Raw genomic sequence first — 18,716 nt, 5'->3', positions numbered from 1 at the left:
CGCACGATCAGGCGGGCCGTTGTCTGCTCGTCCTTATTCCGGCCGGTGAAGGCGGTGTAGGTGGTCTCGGCGACCTCGGCGTCGAAGACGAATTCGCCGGAGTCGGGTCGACGAAGGAAACCGGGTAGCGGATCGGCGTCCACGCGTCCGGCGCGATGGCCGAGATCGTGGTGGCGATGTGCGGGTTCATCCGCACGGTGAGGGAGAACCGGGCATTGGTGCGACAGCAGGCGGCCACAGCGTCGGCGTTGTAGAACTGGCTGTCCGCGCGGACGACCACGATTCCGCTCGGGCCGGGCAGCGGCCAGGGCCTCGGCGGTGAACGGGGCGGCGCCGCGGGCGTCGGCGGCTTGCCTCGGCCCTGTTTGGCGCGTCCGAAGACACGCCGGTGGGTGGGGTCGACGTCCACGAACGCCACCGGGTCAGCGCCGGGCAGCAGCGCGGTGGTCCGGGCAAGCTGACCGTTGGCGCACGACCACTACACCACTTCACAGGACAGGACCCACGACCCCGTCCCGAGACGTCTCCGGGACGTCCCAAGACGGGGTCGTGCCGTCCCGGTAGAGCGCGCCAGCATCTACGCGTGAACGACGGCGTTATTCCTAGGGGTTGTGGTCGCCCAATTCTCCAGCCCCTGGGATCTGCCGGGCTGTCTAGGTCGGCGGGGCGGTGGGGTTCCTCGGTCGCTTGTTGGGCCGGTAGCTCGGGCTGTTCATGATGACCTGGTGACTGGCGTTGATGAGCCGGTCGAGGAGGGACTCGGCGACGACGGGGTTAGGGAAGTGCGGATACCAGTCGCTGGGAGCGCGGTTGCTGGTGATGATCACGGAGTGGCCTTGCCGTTCGGAGACGAGTTCGTAGAGGTCGTCCGCCTGGGGCGCGGTCAGTTGCCGCATGGCGAGGTCGTCGAGGATCAGCAGGTCGGGACGGACGAGTTCACGCATGCGCTGGTCCCAGGTGCGGTCCGCGTGACCGCCGGCGAGCTCGGCCAGGAGGCGGCTGGTCTTGGCGAAGCGGACGTTGGCGCCCTGGCGGATGGCGAGGTGTCCCAGCGCCTGGGCGACGTGGGTCTTCCCGACCCCGAGTGACGCCGGGGCCGATCTACAGTCAGCAGTACTGGGGTGCGCTACGAGAGCAGAAGCGATAGTTGTCGTCGTCGGTGTATCCGCCGTGCCTCCGGTTGGCGTGGTCGTGGGCGATGCAGCTACCGGCGGCGGAGAGGATGAACAGGCCGACGACACCGGCGGTGATCCAGAACTTGATCTCGGATCGCTTCCGGACGCGCTCCTTGGCACGTTGCCTGACTATCTCGTCCAGGGCCACCCTTGGGGGTTTCCCTCGGTTCGGTCCTCCACCGAATTTGGCGAAGTGGGAACTGGCCAGCCGTGTAAGGCCATCCGGTCCGGTGATCCATCGTTCGCCCGTCACAGGCTGCCCTCCTCGTGGTGGCACAGTCACGGCCACCATGCCGACACCCGATCGTAGACAAGGCGGCGGTGCGACCGGTGCCCAGATGCACACAGGGTGCGGGCGACCGACTGACCTTCCGTCTCCCCCTGCTCCCCACCCTTCCCGGTGACGTTCTCCCTGACCAGCCCTCGCGGCCGACCCGCGGGCTCTACGCTCGCCCCATGCAGCCTGTCCTGACGAACGAGCAGCTCACCGAGCGCTGGCCCGAGGTTCTCGACGCCGTGAAGCAGCGTCGGCGGTTCACCTGGATTCTGCTGAGCCAGAACGGCACCCCCGTCGGCGTCGACGGCCAGGTGGTGACGGTGGAGTTCGCCAACGCTGGGGTGTGCGACTCCTTCGAGAACAGCGGCAGCGTCGAAGTCGTCCAGGTCGCGCTGGAGCACATCCTGGGCGGGGACTGGTGGGTGGAGTGCACTGTGGACCCCAACGCGCCCGACAGTCCTTCGCGGCAGTCTCCAGGCCCGCGGCTCGCGCGGGAGGAGTTCCACCAGAGGCTGATCAGCCGATCGCCGCTCAACGAGAACATGCCGGTCGACGGCGAGAACGACGACTCCGGGTACGGCGAGGGCTCGTACTTCCAGCACGCGGTGCAGAAGGACTGAGCCGCCGCCCGCCTCGGCCCTGGCACCGGTGACAACCTCCGGCTGACGGTCGAGTGCGGCCCGAACAACCCCACTCCGGCCGTCCACCGCGGCAGCAAGGTGCCCGCAGCGGTGTGACTTGGCACCGCCTGCTCGCGGGGCGCGTCACCGTGGCGTCCTCGGCGCCGCCGGACAATCGCACCTGAGGCGGGCACGATAGGGGGATGGACCGAGTGGGTCGGGCAGTCGGAGCGAGCGAGCGGTCTGCGTGCCGGGAGTGGGCCGAGAACCTGGCCGCGTGGGCAGGCTCGTCGCAGCCACACTCAGACGTAGTGGAAGCTCTCGCGCAGGCGCTCCATCGGTGCGTCCTCGCGCAGGAGCAGTGGCGCCGAGGCGTCGATCACGTGACGTTGGACCACCTCGACGCGGCCCTCGCCGGGGACGGGGACGGGGAGGCAGAGTGCGGAGCTCGGGGGGTGATCGCCGCGCACCGGCAGCCCTACCCGACGCCCTACCACGCGACCCCCCGCTTCGTAGGGTGCCGACGCCAGACGCTGGCCGACATGCTGCGGTCCCGGCCTGACGGCGGCCTGTTGGCGGCGCTGGCCGGCTCGGATGTTCTGGCGGGCGAGGTGACTGTGCATGTGGCGACTTTGGTGGCCGACCTCGGTCCCGAGCGTCCGCCCGTGGTGCACCTGTCGCTGGCTGATCTTGAGGATCACGACCCGTGGGGGCGCGGGCCGGAGGGCGACGATCCGGCGGCGCACAGCGTCTACGTGAAAGCAACCGGGCCCGGCGTCGCGGACCGGCTCTACAACGGTCACTCCCATAAGCTGCTCGTGGCCGCGATCTCTCCGGCGGAGCCCCCGGAGGTGGCGCTCAGAAGGATCGCCGAGCGCCTCCTCGTCGGAAGCCTGCTGGTCGGCATGCAGACGCCGACCCGGTCGGTGGCCATGTGGGACAAGGGCGTGCGTGTGCCCGAAGCAACCGCTGGCGCCGCGTTCGGCTGGCTGTCGTTACTGGTCGAGTTGGAGACCGAGTCGGGCCAAGGCCACTGGGCGGGACCGGCGCTGCGGGCCTGGACGCTCTGGGCGTCCCTGCGCCGCCGGGAGCTCATGCAGACGACCCGAGCTCCCCGCGAGAACCGCGTGCTGCCCCGGAGCGGGGCGATCGAGGTGGTGGCGCCCGACGGCAGCCGCAGCCTGGTGCGGATCACCTCGGCCCGCTCGACGGCCCGGCCCGCCCCGATCCTCGGGGAGTAACCGGGGGCGCTGCCGAAGAACATCCTTGTCCGCAGGCCGGCGAACCCGTCCAGTGGACGCCCGGCCCGGGCTCAGGCCGTGATGTCCATCGCGATGGCCAGCTCGGTGAGCGCGGACAGCAGGTCGGCGTCGGCCTCGCATCGCTCGCGGGCGGCCTCGGACTGGTTGGGGCTGGGCTCGGCCAGCTGGCCGGCCGAGCGGACCAGCGCGAGGGTCAGGGCTGGCGTCCGGTTCTCGGCCCCCTCCATGAACACGGCCATCGTCAGCGAGTCGAGAGTGAGGCCGTCGGCACACCACTCGACCACATGGTGGCTGAACGACGTGTCGTCCGTATTCGGGCTCCACGCCCCGGACGCCAGGTCGGCGCGCAGCGCCGCGACCTCCTCCCTCGCGGTGCAGGGAGGACCGTCGGCGTTCTCGACTGCGGTTTGCAGCAAGGCGCGGCTGAATGCTTCCCAGCCTTCAGCGGGACGCAGATCGGGGTTGGCCGCCGGGTACCAGAGGGTGGCGCAGCGGGTGCACACCAGGCGTGCCTCCTCGCCGGGGCGGCCTTGGACGAGGTGGCCCCGGTCCTGACCACACCACTGCCGGGGGCATGTGAGCGGAATCGGGTGGACGACGGCCGGGGTCACGGGCGTGCCGGTGAGGATAAGGCTGTCAGAGACCTGGGCCACCCAGCTGGCAAGGTCGCGGTCGAACGTCGGGACCAGGATCGGGTCCTCGACCAGTACTTGGCAGAGTGTTCCGGTCGCCATCAGCCGCCTCCTTGGGGTGAACGGTTAGTAAATCAACTATGAGCCAGCCGCCGACGCTTTCGTCAGCGGTTCCGGGAATTCACCTCCGGCGTCGCGGGCAGGCCGGCCGACCCGTCGGGGTCAGGCACCCGCGAGCAGGGGGACGCTCCGGTAGCTGGCCACCGGGTGTAAGGCGACCCTAATTTCCGAGGGCCAGGGCGCTGCGGCGGATCGGATCCGGCTCCTCGTTTAAGCGCATCAGCCAGTCGTAAGTGCGGACCATGATCTGCGTCCGTCGCTGCGTAAGCTCGCGGATCTCGGCGGCCGCGTCGTCGGCGTCCTCGCGAGCCATGATGATCAACCCTGGAGCCTCGGCCGTAATACCCGGCAGGCCAAGCCCGTTGTTCGCGCGGGCAGACCGGGCATAGTGCAAGTTACTGGACAGCCACCGACGCCAATCCTCGATCTGGTCGACGGCATGCCGCAGGGTCATGGTTGCCCGCCGGTTGCCCGGGTTGCTCATGCGGCTGACCGGGCTCTCGAGTTCGACCAGCACCCATCGCATCCCGAGGGAGGTCTGACCGGCGATCAGGAAGTCGGCCATGTAGTTGTTCCCGAACTGGACCTGGGGCCGCACCCACGTACCGTGGTTGCCCACCACGGCGCCCCCGAGTAGCGCAGGGTGTTTCTCCAGTACCTGCTGCATCGCACGCTCGTCCTCGGCCGTCTCGAGTGCATTGCGCAGGGCTTCGACGGCGGCCGGCGTGGCGGGGCCTCCAACCAGCCACGGGGCCAACTGCGCCTCGTCGACCTGGGTGATCTGGTGGGGGTTGCTGTGGATCGCAGCGGCGTACTCGCGCGCCTGGCGAAGCTGCTCGGGGTAGTCGCCTTCACTGGGCCGGATGATGCGAGTGACCCGGTGGGGTGAGGTGCCGAGCCCGTGGCCGCCCCGGAAGTTCAGCCGGCCGTTGGCGCTGATCGAGGAGACCTCGCCGTACACCTCTGGACCCCTGCCCCGATCCCGGGCGATGACGACGTCAGCGACTACCGGTTGCAGACGGCGCAGAGCCTCTGCAGACTCGCGGTCCCTGGCAACGCGTAGCCAGGCGTTCAGCACCTCCCGGAACCCGAGCTCGTGCTCATCGGGAACCGTGAGGTTGGTTCGCGCTGCCAGATCGAGGAGCGTCTCATACTCGGCGCTGCCGAAGTCCTTCGCGAGCGCCAGCTCCAGGGGTACCCGGAGGTGGACCCGCAGCTCCGCGGCGGCGACCCGCGCTGGCATGGCTGGCTCCAGAGGAAAGCCCTGGGCCTTGGCGACGGCCATCTGTTCATCCGTCGGCGCTGCGCACCGCCGTTCCAGGGCCTCGGCCACGACTAGCCACTCGGACTCTGACACTGTGCCTCCTTACCGATCGACGCACCCACCGTAGCGAGTCGACGACCCTTCGAAGGCGGCAACGGCAGGAGCCGGGGCGTCGAGCTGAGGGCACTCCACGGCGCGCGGGTCGACGGCCGCAACCACCCCGTGCCGTCCGGGAGCAGCAGCTCGACAGGGACGGCCCAGCCGGCGTCTTACCAGTCAGCATCGCTTCCCGCCCAGTCGCGTCGGCTCGGGGATCCCAGGTCCGGTGGGAAAAGCTCCGTACATGACCATCCGGACTGAACTTAGCCGCCGAGCGCGACGTCCAGCAGGTTCTCCCAGCAGATCAGCCCCCTGCCGTCGTGCCATTGGGCGACCAGCGAGATCTTCTCGGCCCGCTCGACGCCGTCCCCGGCGTACGCCACGTTCAGGTGCGGGGCGTAGACCGCAGGGGTGACCGGCACCCGGTCGCCGAGCACCGCCGTGTGGGCCTGGGCCGTCAGCTCCCACAGCCGCCGCGGGTGCGCCGGGATGCCCGGCCCGCTCCAGGGCGACCTGCCCTACGGAGGGCCGCTCAAGGATGACGTCGAAGGGGGCGATCCGGGCAGCGCCGGCGCGGACCAGCTCGACGACGCCCGCCAGCTCGGCTTCGCTCGTCTGCTCCTGCGGGGCGGCGTGCAGCACGGCCAGGTGCAGCCACTGCGGAGGGACGGCGTACAGCCCGGGGACGTCCAGAACCTCCCGGTAGGGCTCGCTGAGCAGACGGGCGGTCTCCTGGTCAGGGAGGATGTGCCAGTGGAGGTCCCGGCGACCGGCCGGCCACGGGTATGTCTGGCGGTTGGCGACGCGGTGGAAGAAGTCCTGCATGGTTGTTTCCGATCAGGTGTAGGTGCGGACGGCGGAGTTGTCGGCCTTCGACAGGTCGAGGGTGAACACGAGCCCGTGGTGGTCGGAGAAGTCGGTCTCGGCCACCCGGCAGTCCTCGATTGCCGGGCTGAGGGCCCGGGTGGTGTGCGCCTGGTCGACGCGCAGCAGCCCGGCCTTCCCCGTGGCCTTGAGCGGCGACTGGTCGTGGCGGCGCTCGGCGACGACCGCCGCTACGTCGGCGAACTCCCCGTCCCGCAGCACTTCGCCGACGATCCGGTTGCCCTCCCACGGGTCGTCCGGGTGCTGGCGCCGCTTGCACCGGGCGGTCCGGTTGTAGGGCTGGACGAGGGTCCAGTCGATCTCGTCGTCGCCCAGCGGCACGTGGTTGATGTCCCCGGCGATCATCCCGAAGCCGCCGTACCGGTACGCCCGCGCCACGAGGAGCTGAGCCTCCTGAGCGGCGGTGTCGGCGGAGTACGGCGTCAGGTGGGTGCTGATCGCCACCAGTGGCGCCTCCAGCGCCTCGGTGAGTCCCCACCGGGCGAAGCGGGGCGCGCAGTAGCCCTGGTGCAGGTCATGCTCGGAGTACCGGGTGTCGACGTCCTCCACCCGCAGCGCGTCGGGGTGCCAGGCGACGGCGGTGGGCAGGTTGCGCGACGGCGCGACCGCGACCTGCATCCCGAGGGTGAGGCCGGCGGCTGCGGCTTCGTCCGGGTCGGCCAGCCAGTCGACCTCCTGGAGGAACAGCAGGTGCGGGGCTTCCCGGCGGATCTCCCGGACTAGGCCCAATGCCGGTGACTTTAGGTCGGGCCGTGCTTGGTGATGGTGGGTGTTGCTGGTTGTGGTGGTGGGCGCGTTTGAGGGGCCAGTTGGACATCTTGCGTTTGATGACGCGCGGGCAGGCTCGTTGACGCCGTTCGGGTAGCAGGCGTTCGGTGATCTCAGCCAGGGTGCGGATCAGTGCGCTGGCGAGTCTGCCGGGGGGAAAGCGCCGCCTGGGTGGGGACTTGGCGGCGCACAACACGCAGGCTGCGGGTGAACGACAGACGGTCGGGGTCCAGGCCCTCGCGCAGGGCAGCCTGGTGCATCAACTGCCGGATGGCGTGATGGACGAGGAGGAGGCCGTAGATCTCCTGCTCGACGCCCCACGGGTACTTCGAGCGCAGGACGAGCCTGGGGCCGCGCTGGTGGGTCTTGATCTCGTCCAGCGTGGTCTCGATCTCCCAGCGCTGGGCATAGAGCGCGGCCAGTTCGACGGCCGGTGCCTCCTTCGGGTCGAGGAGGGTCGTAAGCAGCCGGTAGACGGTGGTGTCGCCGGTGCGGGCCAGGGTGTACTCGACGACCCGCACGGTCACCGGGTCGCGGCGGGTCCTCCTGTCCTGCTCGGCGAAGACCTCGCTGAGGTAAGAGCCGTCGCCAAGGACCCGCACGATTGGCAGGGCCGCGTTCTTGCGCACCCGCCACAGGAGGTCCGCGCCGCTAGCCCGTGCCTGCTGCCACAGCTCGAAGCCGTAGAAGCCCCGGTCGGCCAGCAGCAGCATCCCCGCCCGAAGATGGGCAAACAGCTGCCGGGAGAGCGTCTGCTCGCTGGCCGACAACGGTCCCAGCGCGGCGCCGAACACCGCATGGGTGCCGCACTCGGCCAGTCCCACCAGCCTGGCCTGCGGGAACGCGCCCACCCCACGCCCGGACCCCGGACGGCCGAAGAACTCGTCGTTGGCTTCGGTGTCGGCCAGGTCCAGCGTGGTGCCGTCCACGGCTACCAGTTGCCAGCGCCGGTACCAGGCACCCGCCGTCCCGGACACGGCCAGCGGACGGCACACCCGCGCGAACAGCAACCGCAAGGGCTCCGGGCCCAGCCTGCGACGGGCCCGGCCGATCGCAGCGGTCGTCGGCACTCTCCACGACCGCCGCCCGTCCCCGAGGCCTTCGCCCAGCAGCCGCGCGACCTCCTCATAGCCCTGCCCGAAGAACAGGCACATCGCCAACACGAAGTACACGACCACCCGCGCCGGCAGCAGCCGACTGCGCTTCTCGACCCGCCCAGTCTCGGCGATCACCTCATCGACCAAACCCGGCGGAAACGCCTGGGTCAACACCCCGATCGCAATCCGATCCGACAACCGCTCACCCGCAGGCAACTTGACCTGCCCCACCCTCGCCACCCCACAACCAACGAGACCGGAAGCCCAAAGTCACCGGCATTGGGCTTAGGCGGCATGATGCAGCAGCCCTCAGTCTGTTGTGGAGTACCGACAGGCCCGATCTTGGCCATACTGGTGCGTCCGGTGGGGCCATGTGCGGCCGGTGTGCGGCCGGACCCCTTTGGACGGGGCAACATCAGGTGGTACGGCTTGAGAAGCTGCACCTGCTCTGACCAGGCAAAATGGCACTACGGAGCACGAGACGGTACCAGCCGTCACGAACGCTCATGGTCTCGTAATGCGCAGGTTGGGGGTTCGGATCTCGTAGGCGCCGAACCGCAGAAGGCCCGGTGCTAGCCAGTGACCTGTGACCATGCTTTGGCGAAACCGTCAATGCTGTCGCTCGGGTGAACTGATCTTGATCGCAGCTCGGAGCTGCTGTCGGGCGCCCGTCAGCACGGCTCCTGGGGGAAGTGGCCCCGTCGGTGGCGTCGTTGGGGGGATCATGGCTGTGTCGCCGTGGGCGCTAATCCGAGTCCATCTGCGGGAGTGCCCCATTATTGGAGGGCCCTGTGCTGTACGACACCGTCAAGGTCGCCTTGGAGCAACTCACCGACGACCGAGTCTTTGAGCGGGTCGCCTACCGTGTCATGCGGCACCGCTACCCGGATCTGCGGATCACGACTGCCACCTCGGACACTGGCCTGGACGGCTACTCGCGGCCTCTCTTCGGTCCCGAGGAGGAGATCGTGCTCTGGGCGAGTTTCGAGAACACCAAGGCGAAGCTCAAACCGGAGCTGGCCAAACACAAGGATCACGGACGGCGGGCCAACGCGATCTTCGTGACGAACAAGAGCACGCCAACCGAGGCGACCCAGAGACGGTGGAAGCGCGACGCCCTGAAGGACTGGGAGGTCCATCTGGAGATCTTCACGCTGGACCAGTTGGTGGAGGATCTGGAGACGGACGATCTGCGGTGGGTGGCAGAGGCTGACCTGGGAGTGCGCCCGAAACAACCGCGGCATCTCCTCACCTGTGCGGAGTACCTCGACCGGCTCGCCATCGTGCCCGGTATGTCGGAGCCGCTGCTGGGCCGTGACGACGAGTTGCAGAGCCTTCGACACGCGCTGCGGCCCGAGGACGGCACCGCCCGCGTGGTGGTCGTTGAGGGGCCGGGAGGGATCGGCAAGACCCGACTTGCCATGGAGGCCGCCCACACCACGTCGACCACACTGGTGATTCCGACCGGCGTGGCCGCGCCGTCGGCGGTGTTCGCGGCGGTGCCGCTGAACGTCTCGCTGATCGTGATCGTCGACGACGCCCACCGCAGCCCTGACCTGAGCGGACTGGCGGCGCTGATCAACGACCGCCGCTTTGACCGGGTCCGCCTTCTGCTGACAGTTCGCCCCGGATACCGCGACCTCACCCTGCAGCGCGCCGGCCTGGAGCTACATGCGGCACCGCCCTTTGAGGTCGAAGCGCTTGACCGGCCCTTCATCGACGGGATCATGACCGCCCGCGGCATCACCCACTCCGTGTTCCGGCAGAGTGTCGTCGACCTGGCCCAAGGCAATCCGATGCTGGCCCACGCAGCCTGCGAAGTGGCCCTCTCTCGCGGAGTGTTCGTCTGGGACGACGCAGCCAGCCTGCTGCGGGACTTGATGACCCGCCGCCTCGGCGACCGCGACACCGATGCCCACCGCGCGGCGGCTGTCGCTCTTGCTCTCCTGGGCAGCGCCGCCGATGCCGACCAACTGGCCCCGATCGCCGACGCTGTGCGACCCCTGCCCCCGCAGCGTCACGAAATCGCCACCTTGCTCGATGACCTCGCTGATGCCGGCCTCGCCGACGCGCCGCCGTACAGCTTGCGCCCCGCCGTCGTGGGGCAGGTACTTCTGGCTGACGCGCTCGACCCGGCGGCCCGGGTTCGGCTGGACACCGCTAAGGCTCTGGCCCTCCTCGGTGTCGGCCACGAGGACCGCACCCATGCTGGCAACGAGGCCAGCGGTGCACTGATCGAGACGGCTGCCGCCCTTGGCCCCACTCTTGGGGCGCTCGCTCTTGCGGCCCGCGAACGCGGGAACCGAGTGGTCAGCGCTCAACTGGCGACGGTCGTAACCGAACTCCTTCCCGGTGTGGCCGACATGCGGGACGCCGCGCTGGTCGCTGCCGTGGCCACCGAGGTCATCCCGGCGGCTCCGGGCCTCCTGGCAGACATGCACAGCAGCCTGGTGGAGCGCTGGCCACTGCCGGCCTCGACGGACGTGTGGGGACGCGACCCTGTCGGTCACTACCGGTCCGAAGTCGTGCACCTCGGCCAGCGCTTCGGTGAGCTTGCCGAACGTGCGGGCCTGGACGCCATGCCCAACCCAGTGAGCGTGCTACTCGATATGGCCTGGCTGGCGGAACCCGCCCTACCGTCGGACGGCCATGACCTGAAGGAACTCCTCCGCCCGATCAGCCGCTGGTGCTCGGCCCCCGCCCACACCCTTCCCGGCAGCTTCGCCGCCCTGCTGCAGCGCCGCCGTGAGGTTCTACGCTCAATTGCCCAATGGCACCGCGACCGAACTGCTCAGCCACCGCCAGGCCTCGGCCCGGCCGAGGCCACGGTTCGCGAGCCACAGAGCCGTGCCCGCGTCCTCCTCGCAGCCCTGCAGCCACTGCTCCAGGTAACGGTCGAGTCCACCCACCTCGGAAGCCCGCACGCAGCGAACGTCGCCATCCTGCACGCTCACATTCTGCCCGACCAGCCTGACACAACCACGTTGCTCACCGACGCGGTCGACCTCCTGGCACCGCTTCTAGATGAGCCGTCCATCCGGACCCCCGGCAACCGCCACCTCCTGTACGACCTCATGGAACTGCCATCCCAACTGCGAGGAGAAGGTGCCCGCCCCGTCCTCGGCTCCGGTCAGCCGATGCCGGCACACGCCATCGCGGCCCTGGACACCGCAGCCGAACACGCCGCGCAGGCGACCGCCGACCGCTGGGGCAGCTTGCCCCTGGCCGCCCGGCGAAGGGCGGCGCAGGCGAGCCTGCGGTTCGAAGAACCACGAACTCTGACTGCTGCGGCCGCACTCGGCGACCCTGTGGCCGCCGCCGCCATGGCCGATCCGGCCCTCGCCAGGCTCCTGATCGTGCAACCCGTGGACACTTCAGCACCCTGGCGCGAGGGAATCGAGGCACAGAGACAGGCCGCGGAGGATCTCGCCGAACAGATCAGCACGGAGGAGGTCATCGCCCTGCTGGAGCAGATCGACCAGTCAGCGCGCGGCTACGCAGCCTCCGCCCTCCCCGGCTTCGCCGTCGCCGCAGGCGCCGCGGCCCCGAGCCCGGACGCCGTGCTCGAGCGCCTGGCCCAAGGCCCCCTCGCTGGCGAGATCAGCCTGCTGACCGGACTCGCGAAGGCCCACGAAACGGCAGTCTGGACCTGGATCGACGCCCGCCTCGCCGATCCGCGCCTAGCGACTCTCGCCCTGTGGATCGGCGACCAACATCCCGACCACGAGCCCGAGCTGTTCGCGAACATCGTCGCCTGCCTCACTACGAATCCGGCCCCCAACGGCACCGGACACGCCCAGCTGATCGCGGCATTCGCCCGGCACCTCATTACTTGCGGACAGCCCGCTCAGGATCGGCTGCAGATCCTTGCCAAACTCGGCACCTGCGGACCCGCAGACGCCCTGCCGAACGTGTTGGAAGGCGTCGGCATGCTCCTTGCCGACGCCCGAGCGGCTGGCCTCGCTCTCGACGACGCTCTCCTGGATCACCTAGCGAACCTGCTGCGCCGCCGACTTGATGACCACAGTCTGACCAGCAGAGCCTCGATCCACTCCGACAGCAGCGTGGCCTCGGCGGCCGTCGAGATCGCTGTTTCGGCGCCGTCCGCATTCGCCACGATCCTTGCTGAGCGGCTTCTGACCAGCGGAGGCGACCACTCCGTGCCAATTGCCTGGGAGGACCGTCTCAGAGACCTCGACCACGGGGCGCGGGAGAACCTGGCCGTTGCCTTCCATGAGGCCGTCGAGCAGCTTCGAACCGCCCAGGTGTCGGTACTGACCGAACACCAGGAGGCTGCAGTGGCGCAGACTCTGACCCTGTTGGGAGAAGGCACCGGCTACTGGAGGAACCTGCTCGAACGGTGGGCCGCCGGTGCTCCGGATGATCGCGTCCGAGCCGCTGTCGCGATCCAATCTGCCTGGCAGGATCCCAGCTGGGCACTAATCGTTTCTGCTGTCCTGTCTGCGGGCGTTACCGCCGCCACCCGGGAGAACCTCCTACACGGCCTCCTGTACACGGATCTCCACCCAGGACTCCCGGCTGCGACACAGGCCCGTCAGGCCGCTCTCGCACCGCTGCACACCGACAAGACCAGCGCCGTCCGCCGGTTCGCGACAGAAGCGCAACAAAGGCTCGACGAGCAACTGGAGAGCTACCAAGCAGGCGAGATCCGCGACGTCCGCGGCTATAGGTAGGTCGTTCACCACCTCCAGTTGAACGCAGCCTCGCGGACGGAGCTCGACGTCCGCGATGTACAGGCGGCGCGCCTGTCGCCAATCATTCGGTGCCGCATCCCCACTGTTGGAGCCCTGTATCGCTACGCGGGATCGCCAGGCGGCACACGCCCCGCCTCCCTGCCTGGGCGAGTGACCTCCAAGCACGCACCACTTACACCGCTTATCAGTAAGTGCCGGTCATTCCAAATCAGCGTTCGCGCGGAAGGTGATAGCTGCCTGAGCGCTCCGCTCTGGCGTTCGATCGTGCCATTACCTATGGAGTGCTCGTGTCGGCTCAGTTCATGGATGTCAAGCAGACCGCAGAGTACTTGAACATGTCGGTGCCGTGGGTGTACAGGGAGGCCCCGCGGTTGGGCCTCATCCCTTACAAGTTCGGGCGGGGGCGTAATGCGAAGATCCAGTTTCGGGTTTCTGAGGTTCAGTCATGGCTCAAGCAGCAGAAGGTCTCTGGATGGTGATCGGCAGGTACTGAGTAGCGAGTACTTGCAGCCCCGGCTCTGCTCGATCGGAGCCGGGGCCGCTCCTTGCTCCTAAGCGGCCAGGCCGAGATCGAGGATCTTGGCGGCCTTGCTGATCGACCCCGGCATGAGATGCCGGTAGATCTTGAATGTGATGTCGAGACTCCTATGTCCCATCCACTCGGCGACATCAGTGATCGGAATGCCATTGGTCAGGCAGTTCGATGCGAAGAAGTGCCGGAAGCTGTAGACGACCATCCCCTCGGGGATCTCCACCACACCCGACTTCTTGATCCTCAGCCACTGGTTGTCGAGGTAGTAGCAGGGAAACGCTTTGCTGAGGTCGTGAGGATGCCGGAGAAGGTAGCCATCGACCGTGCCGTACTTGTCCGCGTACCAGTCGATGGTCTCTTTGACCCGCGCCGGAAGTGGGACATCGCGGTACTCGGTGACCTTACGGTGCTTCAACCGCCCATAGGTCTTGGTGGTCTGATTCACCTGCTCCGTGATCCGGTAGATATCGTCGGCCACGATGTTCCTGAGGTTGACTGCCGCCGCCTCCCCATTGCGCAGCCCGCAGCCGCTCATGAGGTCGGTGATCAGGAGGAACATGTCGTCGCCGGCGGTGCGTATGTCCCGGAGTTGCGTCGGCGAGGGAATGACGGCACGCGTCGGGTCGTACTGCGGGGGCCTCACACCCTCGAGCGGGCTCTCGTCGTAGATGCCGAGTCGATGGGCATCGAGCAGGATCGACTTGAGCTTGTCGTAGGCGTTGGACTGCGTTGCCAGCCCGACGCCGTTGCGCTCCATGGTCTGGAGGAAGCCGTCCACGACCTTGTGGTCGAACGTGCCCATCCGACGACTGCGGAGCGCCGGGAAGAGGTGGTGCTCCAACAGGGAGTCGAGAGCCCGCACCGATGACTCACCGAGATGCCGCTGGCCGGCCTTCCACTCGGCGACGTACTCGCCGAACTGCATCACCCCGTACTTCTGGATGCGCTCGGCCTTGCTCTGCTTTCGCGGGGTGTCCTTCTTGGCTTTGTAGATCTCGGACAACCGGGTGATGGCCTTGTCCTGGGTGGCGTAGCCGGACTCCTCGACCTGCTTTCCGGTGGCGTCGCGGTACCGAATCTTGTACTCGTGCGGGCACTTGGACCACCTCGCCTGAGGGTGCTCGCACTCCTTGAAGAAGGTGCCCATGCCGTGGGCCAAAGCCTTGGTGGCCATGATGATCGACTCCCCGCGTACCAATGCTGACTATTTGCTGACGGGGGATGGTCCACCAGGCTTCTGACCTGGGTGAAAACGCTGAATCGGTGATATGTGGTGGAACTTCGTCGGACGCAGTGACGAGGAGATCAGGCAGGCGCGCGAGGAGTGGACGAACGGGAGGAGGTTCGGCGAGGTGCACGGCTACGACGGGGCTCGGCTGGCCGCTCCCGAGGCGCCCCAACTGCCCCTGAAGCCACGGGGAAGGGCGCGCTGACCTGGGACTTCGATCCCGTGCCGCGCTGCGGTGGGTGGCGGTCTCCGACTGGCATGCGATCCACCGTTCCTGCGGAGTCGAGCCGGCCGGTGGTCGTGTTGAGGCCAAGGACCTGGGACAGCCGCCAATCCTGGAAGCCTTCGAGTTGTATGTGGCCTTCGCTGATCGTCCGGGTCGGACGGCGGCTCGGGGTCACCTTGCTCACAGGGGCTCCAAGGACACCGGGGACGATTGACGGCCGATCCGGCGGGGCCGTACCCTGCCTGAGGTAGTGATGGCGTACAGAAGCTGATGAGAGTCCAGCACGGTCGCGCCACTGTGAGCGAAGCGCCCCCGGGCGGTTCGCGAGTCAGATACGACGCCATCACCGCGCTCCAATTCGCTAGCGGGATGCCGGATCCCCTGAAGGTGGCTCAACTGTGGTGCTGTTCAGCTTCCGCTTCTACTCGGTGGTCGCACAGCTGCTGCTCTGGGCCTGCCTCGGGCTCGTCTTCGGGCCGATGGCCGAGCGTCTGCTCAACCCGCGGACCGAGTCCGCCGCCGCGGCGGCCTCGATCAAGTCGAAGCCCGTCACGGCGGTATGACCGACCCGGCAAGCCGCCGCACGGCGGCACGCCCGGACCCGGGGGTCACGATCCCGCAGCGGATCGCGGCCCTCGGGCCGTTCTTCGTCTTCGAGACCCACGGTCCCGCAGCGGCCGCGGTGCCCTGGCGGGGCATGGGCGAACTCCTCGACGATCCAGCCGTGTTGGGCGAGCGGATCGGTGCCGTGCGCGGCTACCTGGCGGCCGGGGGAGGGCAAGGCGTCGAGGCGGTCGAGCTGCGGGTGGCCGCCTCGGTGACCCACCTGGGCCTGGTCTCCCGGCTGATCTCCCCGTCCTTCGCCGTGGCCGTGCTCGCGGGCGCGGTGCTCCCGTACGGCCTGCGGGAGGCCAGGTGGCAGCCGACGCTCGGCGGCATGTTCCCGCTGTCGCTGCCGGACCGGGTGCCCGTACCCGTGGCCGACCCGGTCGAACGGGCGGCTCGACTCGGGTCCGAGCTGTTCGACGGCCCGGTGCGCGAGCTGGTGGCGGCCGTCGGTGGCTACTCGGTCGCGCCGCAGATCCTGTGGGGCAACGTCGCCTCGGCGGTCAACGGCGCGGTCTCGGCCATCGCCCGGACAGCTCCTGAACTAACGGGCCAGGCCCGCGACTTCGCCACCATGGTGCTGGACCAGCCACACCTGCGCGGCACTTGCACGATGGCGGCGGACGGCACCGGGTTCCGCCGCCGCAGCTGCTGCCTCATCTACCGGGCTGCCCCGGGCCGCGCGGGCGGCCTGTGCGGGGACTGCGTCCTCACGGCACCAGTCCGGACGCGGCCGCCCGACGCGGTGCGGGGCTGACGTCCCGTTCCTCCCGCGCTGTTCGGAGCCCCCGGGTCTCGGCGGACGGCCCGCGCCGTATCAGGCGGCTTCTCGTAGGCGCTCGTTGCGTCGCATGATGTAGGCAGTGCGGCACTCGTAGATGGTCGGGACGAGGCCGATCACGGCCGAAGCGGCGATGCCGTCATGGCTCGAAGCATAGGTAGGTCGCTGACCTATGCGCAGCCCCCTTGGTCGGCGGCCGGCTGATCGCGTCACTGTGCGTCAGTGGGAGCTCAGCCGCCGAGCAGCGACCGGACCTCCTCGGCGTGTTCGGAGGCGCCGAGCTCCAGGTGGGCGGTGAGGTCGCGGCGGGCTGCCTCGTGCGCACCGCGGCGCAGCTGGCAGCGACCGCGCAGGAAGAGCAGTTCGGCCTTGTCGTCGGTGTGCTCCAGGGCGACCGTGTAGTCGGCCACGGCGTCGTCCCAGCGGTGCAGCTCCTCCAGGACGAAGCCCCGGTTGTAGCGCAGGTCGCTGTCGTCGGGCTGCTGCTCGACGGCGGTGGTCAGATCGCGCAGCGCCTCGTCGGGGCGGCCCTGGCCGTGGGCGGCGACGGCGCGGTTGACCAGGGCCTCGTGCAGCTGCGGGTCCAGCTCCAGCGCGCGGGTGAAGGCGGCTACGGCGGCGTCGGCGTCGTCCAGTTCGAGCAGCGCCAGGCCGAGGGTGCAGTGCAGCCGGGCGTCGTCCGGGCTCTGCGCCAGGCCGGCGGCGGCCTGTTCGGCGGCCTGGCCGGGCTCCGCGAGGTCCAACAGCAGGGAGGCCAGTGAGACGCGCGCTTCGGTGTAGTCCGGCTCCAGGTCCAGGACGTACCGAAGATCAGCCAACGCACCATCGGTGTCCGCGAGTTCGGCGCGGACGTTGGCGCGGTTCCAGTACACCTCGGGGAACGGCGGGCTCAGCCGGACGGCCTCCTCGTAGTTCTCCAACGCCTCCTGGTGGCGGCCCAGTTGGAAGTACAGGTTGCCGCGGTCGAAGTGGTACTCGGGGTAGTGCGGATCCACCTCGATGACGTGGTCGAACTCCGCCAGCGCCTCCTCGGCGCGGCCCAGCGCGGCCAGCACCTGGCCGCGGTTGTGGTGCAGTACCGAGCGGTGCAACCGGTGTTGGTCGGGCCGCAGTTCGGCGTCCAGGCGCTCGATGCCGGCGGTGACGAGCTCCAGTGAGGCGGGCAGGTTCTTCAGGTGCATCTGCACCAGGGCCTTGCCGTTGTTCATGAACACCGCGTGGAAGGCGCGGTCCTCCTGGTCGGGCAGCGCCTCGGCGATCGCGATGGCGGTGTTGACGTAGGCCAACGCGCGTGTGTGGTCCTTGTGTTCGGGACCGTAGAGGCGGGTGTAGAGCAGGCTCAGCGCGTAGTGGAGCGACATGTGCGGGCGCAGGGCCGTGGTTCGCGAGAGCAGGTCGTGGTAGAGCTGCTCGGTCTCGGCCGGACGGTCCAGCAGGGCCAGGCACTGGGCGGCCTGGGTGCGGGCCCGGTGGTAGGTGATCCGGTCGTCGGGCTCGACCAGGGCCGTCATCCGGTCGGCCAGGTCCAGTCCGGCGTGGTAGAAACCCATCCCGATGCAGTAGCCGACCGCCTCGGCGCAGGCGCGCAGCCCGTCGGTGTGCGGCGCGCTGCCGCGTTCGCGGTGGTAGACGACGGCGCCCAGTCGCAGGCTGAACTCTCCGCGCTGCTCCAGCTCTTCGGCGCGCCGATCGTGCAACTCCGCGCGCCGGGCCGGGTCGAGGCGCTGGTAGGCCGCGCGGGCGGTGGGCAGCTCGAGGGCGCAGTCGGCGGCGACGTACGCGCGGGCCAGCGTCACCTGATCGTCGGGGTCGGCGGCGTGCGGGTCGGCCGGGTCCGGGACGGCGTCGGCGGGCAGGGTGTGCCGGACGGCGTGGGCGGCGACGGCCGCGCTCAGCGTGGCCGGGGGCTCGGGCTGCGCGGAGGCCGCCACGATCCGCAGCCGGGCCGGGTCCAGGCGGCGCAGCGCGAGTTCCAGGAACTCCAGATCGGTGGCGTCCGCACGGTCGACGTCGCGGTAGACCAACACCGGTACGGCGTAGGACCGTTCGGGAATCGCCGACCAGGCGGCGAGCAGGTCCACCAAGCCGTGCGCGATACGCCGGGTGCGCAGGGCTGAGTACCAGCGGGTGCGCTCGGCGTCGGCGGCCGTCGAGGTGAGTGTGTCGGGCGCGGGTCCGACCAGGGGCAGCGTCTCGGGGGCGGCGGCGAGGATCTCGATGGCGTGCCGGCGCAGCAGGTCGGGCCGGTGCTTGTGGAGTTCGGGGACCAGCTCGCGCAGCAGGGCGCCGGTGGCGGTGTACGGGCCGCGCAGGCGCCGGTCGGCGTCCAGCACCAGGGGCGACCCGGGCTGCCCGGCGGCGAAGGGCGCGACCGCATCGTGGGGTGCGGTGAGCCAGAGGTGGCAGACGGCCGTGGGCATGGCGGGCTC

The 18,716-nt window shown here is 69.2% G+C and carries 14 protein-coding genes and 2 pseudogenes; 7 read left to right on the top strand and 9 right to left on the bottom strand.

Translation table 11 applies throughout. The annotated features are described in order from the left end of the window. Nucleotides 1-653: 653 nt before the first annotated feature. A pseudogene (locus BS80_RS39190) lies at nt 654-1,085 on the bottom strand (ATP-binding protein); the annotation flags it as partial. A gap of 22 nt (nt 1,086-1,107) precedes the next feature. Beyond that, nucleotides 1,108-1,323 carry a hypothetical protein gene (locus BS80_RS41785; RefSeq protein WP_035795701.1) on the bottom strand — a complete coding sequence of 72 codons (216 nt, stop codon included), beginning with the start codon at nt 1,321-1,323 and terminating at the stop codon, nt 1,108-1,110. Between the two features lie 308 nt (nt 1,324-1,631). On the opposite strand from BS80_RS41785, the gene BS80_RS10140 reads away from it, so the two are divergent. Further along, nucleotides 1,632-2,072 carry a hypothetical protein gene (locus tag BS80_RS10140; protein ID WP_035795698.1) on the top strand — a complete coding sequence of 147 codons (441 nt, stop codon included), beginning with the start codon at nt 1,632-1,634 and terminating at the stop codon, nt 2,070-2,072. Nucleotides 2,073-2,527: 455 nt separating this feature from the next. Continuing rightward, the gene (locus BS80_RS10135) at nt 2,528-3,313 is read left to right on the top strand and encodes a hypothetical protein (RefSeq protein WP_157536132.1); all 786 of its coding nucleotides are present in this window, start codon (nt 2,528-2,530) and stop codon (nt 3,311-3,313) included. A 71-nt stretch (nt 3,314-3,384) separates the two neighbouring features. On the opposite strand, the gene BS80_RS10130 is transcribed toward BS80_RS10135, so the two are convergent. From BS80_RS10130 to BS80_RS10115, 5 genes are all read right to left on the bottom strand, one after another. After that, the gene (locus BS80_RS10130; RefSeq protein WP_035795688.1) at nt 3,385-4,068 is read right to left on the bottom strand and encodes a hypothetical protein; all 684 of its coding nucleotides are present in this window, start codon (nt 4,066-4,068) and stop codon (nt 3,385-3,387) included. A gap of 178 nt (nt 4,069-4,246) precedes the next feature. Continuing rightward, on the bottom strand, nt 4,247-5,371 hold the full coding sequence (locus BS80_RS10125; RefSeq protein WP_157536129.1) for a Shedu anti-phage system protein SduA domain-containing protein: 1,125 nt from the start codon (nt 5,369-5,371) through the stop codon (nt 4,247-4,249). A 341-nt stretch (nt 5,372-5,712) separates the two neighbouring features. Further along, nucleotides 5,713-5,886, bottom strand: coding sequence for a hypothetical protein (locus BS80_RS40580; protein WP_157536128.1), 174 nt, complete (start codon nt 5,884-5,886; stop codon nt 5,713-5,715). A 400-nt stretch (nt 5,887-6,286) separates the two neighbouring features. Further along, nucleotides 6,287-7,063 carry an endonuclease/exonuclease/phosphatase family protein gene (locus BS80_RS10120; protein ID WP_035795687.1) on the bottom strand — a complete coding sequence of 259 codons (777 nt, stop codon included), beginning with the start codon at nt 7,061-7,063 and terminating at the stop codon, nt 6,287-6,289. 152 nt (nt 7,064-7,215) lie between these two features. After that, a complete protein-coding gene (locus tag BS80_RS10115) occupies nt 7,216-8,439 on the bottom strand; it encodes an IS4 family transposase (protein WP_051966434.1) in 1,224 nt (407 codons plus the stop codon). Nucleotides 8,440-8,990: 551 nt separating this feature from the next. Between BS80_RS10115 and BS80_RS10110 the strand changes: the two genes are divergently transcribed. Continuing rightward, nucleotides 8,991-12,893, top strand: coding sequence for an AAA family ATPase (locus BS80_RS10110; RefSeq protein WP_035795684.1), 3,903 nt, complete (start codon nt 8,991-8,993; stop codon nt 12,891-12,893). 323 nt (nt 12,894-13,216) lie between these two features. Then, nucleotides 13,217-13,393 (top strand): helix-turn-helix domain-containing protein, encoded by a 177-nt coding sequence (locus tag BS80_RS10105; protein WP_157536264.1) that lies wholly within the window; start codon nt 13,217-13,219, stop codon nt 13,391-13,393. Nucleotides 13,394-13,465: 72 nt separating this feature from the next. On the opposite strand, the gene BS80_RS10100 is transcribed toward BS80_RS10105, so the two are convergent. After that, nucleotides 13,466-14,620 carry a tyrosine-type recombinase/integrase gene (locus BS80_RS10100; RefSeq protein ID WP_232246425.1) on the bottom strand — a complete coding sequence of 385 codons (1,155 nt, stop codon included), beginning with the start codon at nt 14,618-14,620 and terminating at the stop codon, nt 13,466-13,468. Between the two features lie 94 nt (nt 14,621-14,714). Here BS80_RS10100 and BS80_RS39185 point away from each other — a divergent pair. The 3 genes and pseudogenes from BS80_RS39185 to BS80_RS10095 form a co-directional block, all read left to right on the top strand. Beyond that, a pseudogene (locus BS80_RS39185) lies at nt 14,715-14,879 on the top strand (pirin-like C-terminal cupin domain-containing protein); the annotation flags it as partial. A 419-nt stretch (nt 14,880-15,298) separates the two neighbouring features. After that, complete coding sequence (locus BS80_RS40575; RefSeq protein WP_198045534.1) at nt 15,299-15,463, top strand: hypothetical protein; 165 nt, start codon at nt 15,299-15,301, stop codon at nt 15,461-15,463. Beyond that, nucleotides 15,460-16,263, top strand: coding sequence for a (2Fe-2S)-binding protein (locus BS80_RS10095; RefSeq protein WP_051966433.1), 804 nt, complete (start codon nt 15,460-15,462; stop codon nt 16,261-16,263). Before BS80_RS40575 ends, BS80_RS10095 begins: the two co-directional genes overlap by 4 nt. A 254-nt stretch (nt 16,264-16,517) precedes the next feature. Here the strand turns inward: BS80_RS10095 and BS80_RS10090 are convergent, their stop codons facing one another. Beyond that, nucleotides 16,518-18,707: a tetratricopeptide repeat protein gene (locus BS80_RS10090; protein ID WP_051966432.1), complete on the bottom strand. Its 2,190-nt coding sequence runs from the start codon at nt 18,705-18,707 to the stop codon at nt 16,518-16,520. Nucleotides 18,708-18,716 lie beyond the last annotated feature (9 nt).

It is taken from the genome of Kitasatospora mediocidica KCTC 9733 (assembly GCF_000744225.1).
Taxonomy (GTDB): Bacteria; Actinomycetota; Actinomycetes; order Streptomycetales; family Streptomycetaceae; genus Kitasatospora; species Kitasatospora mediocidica.
This window is presented reverse-complemented; position numbering and strand designations above follow the sequence as displayed.

Bases quoted from the DNA above. Each gene is read 5' to 3' on its own strand.
- BS80_RS10125 (WP_157536129.1), bottom strand. From the start codon at position 5,371: ATGGCCGTCGCCAAGGCCCAGGGCTTTCCTCTGGAGCCAGCCATGCCA.
- BS80_RS10100 (WP_232246425.1), bottom strand. From the start codon at position 14,620: ATGGCCACCAAGGCTTTGGCCCACGGCATGGGCACCTTCTTCAAGGAG.
- BS80_RS10140 (WP_035795698.1), top strand. From the start codon at position 1,632: ATGCAGCCTGTCCTGACGAACGAGCAGCTCACCGAGCGCTGGCCCGAG.
- BS80_RS10105 (WP_157536264.1), top strand. From the start codon at position 13,217: ATGGATGTCAAGCAGACCGCAGAGTACTTGAACATGTCGGTGCCGTGG.
- BS80_RS10130 (WP_035795688.1), bottom strand. From the start codon at position 4,068: ATGGCGACCGGAACACTCTGCCAAGTACTGGTCGAGGACCCGATCCTG.
- BS80_RS10090 (WP_051966432.1), bottom strand. From the start codon at position 18,707: ATGCCCACGGCCGTCTGCCACCTCTGGCTCACCGCACCCCACGATGCG.
- BS80_RS10095 (WP_051966433.1), top strand. From the start codon at position 15,460: ATGACCGACCCGGCAAGCCGCCGCACGGCGGCACGCCCGGACCCGGGG.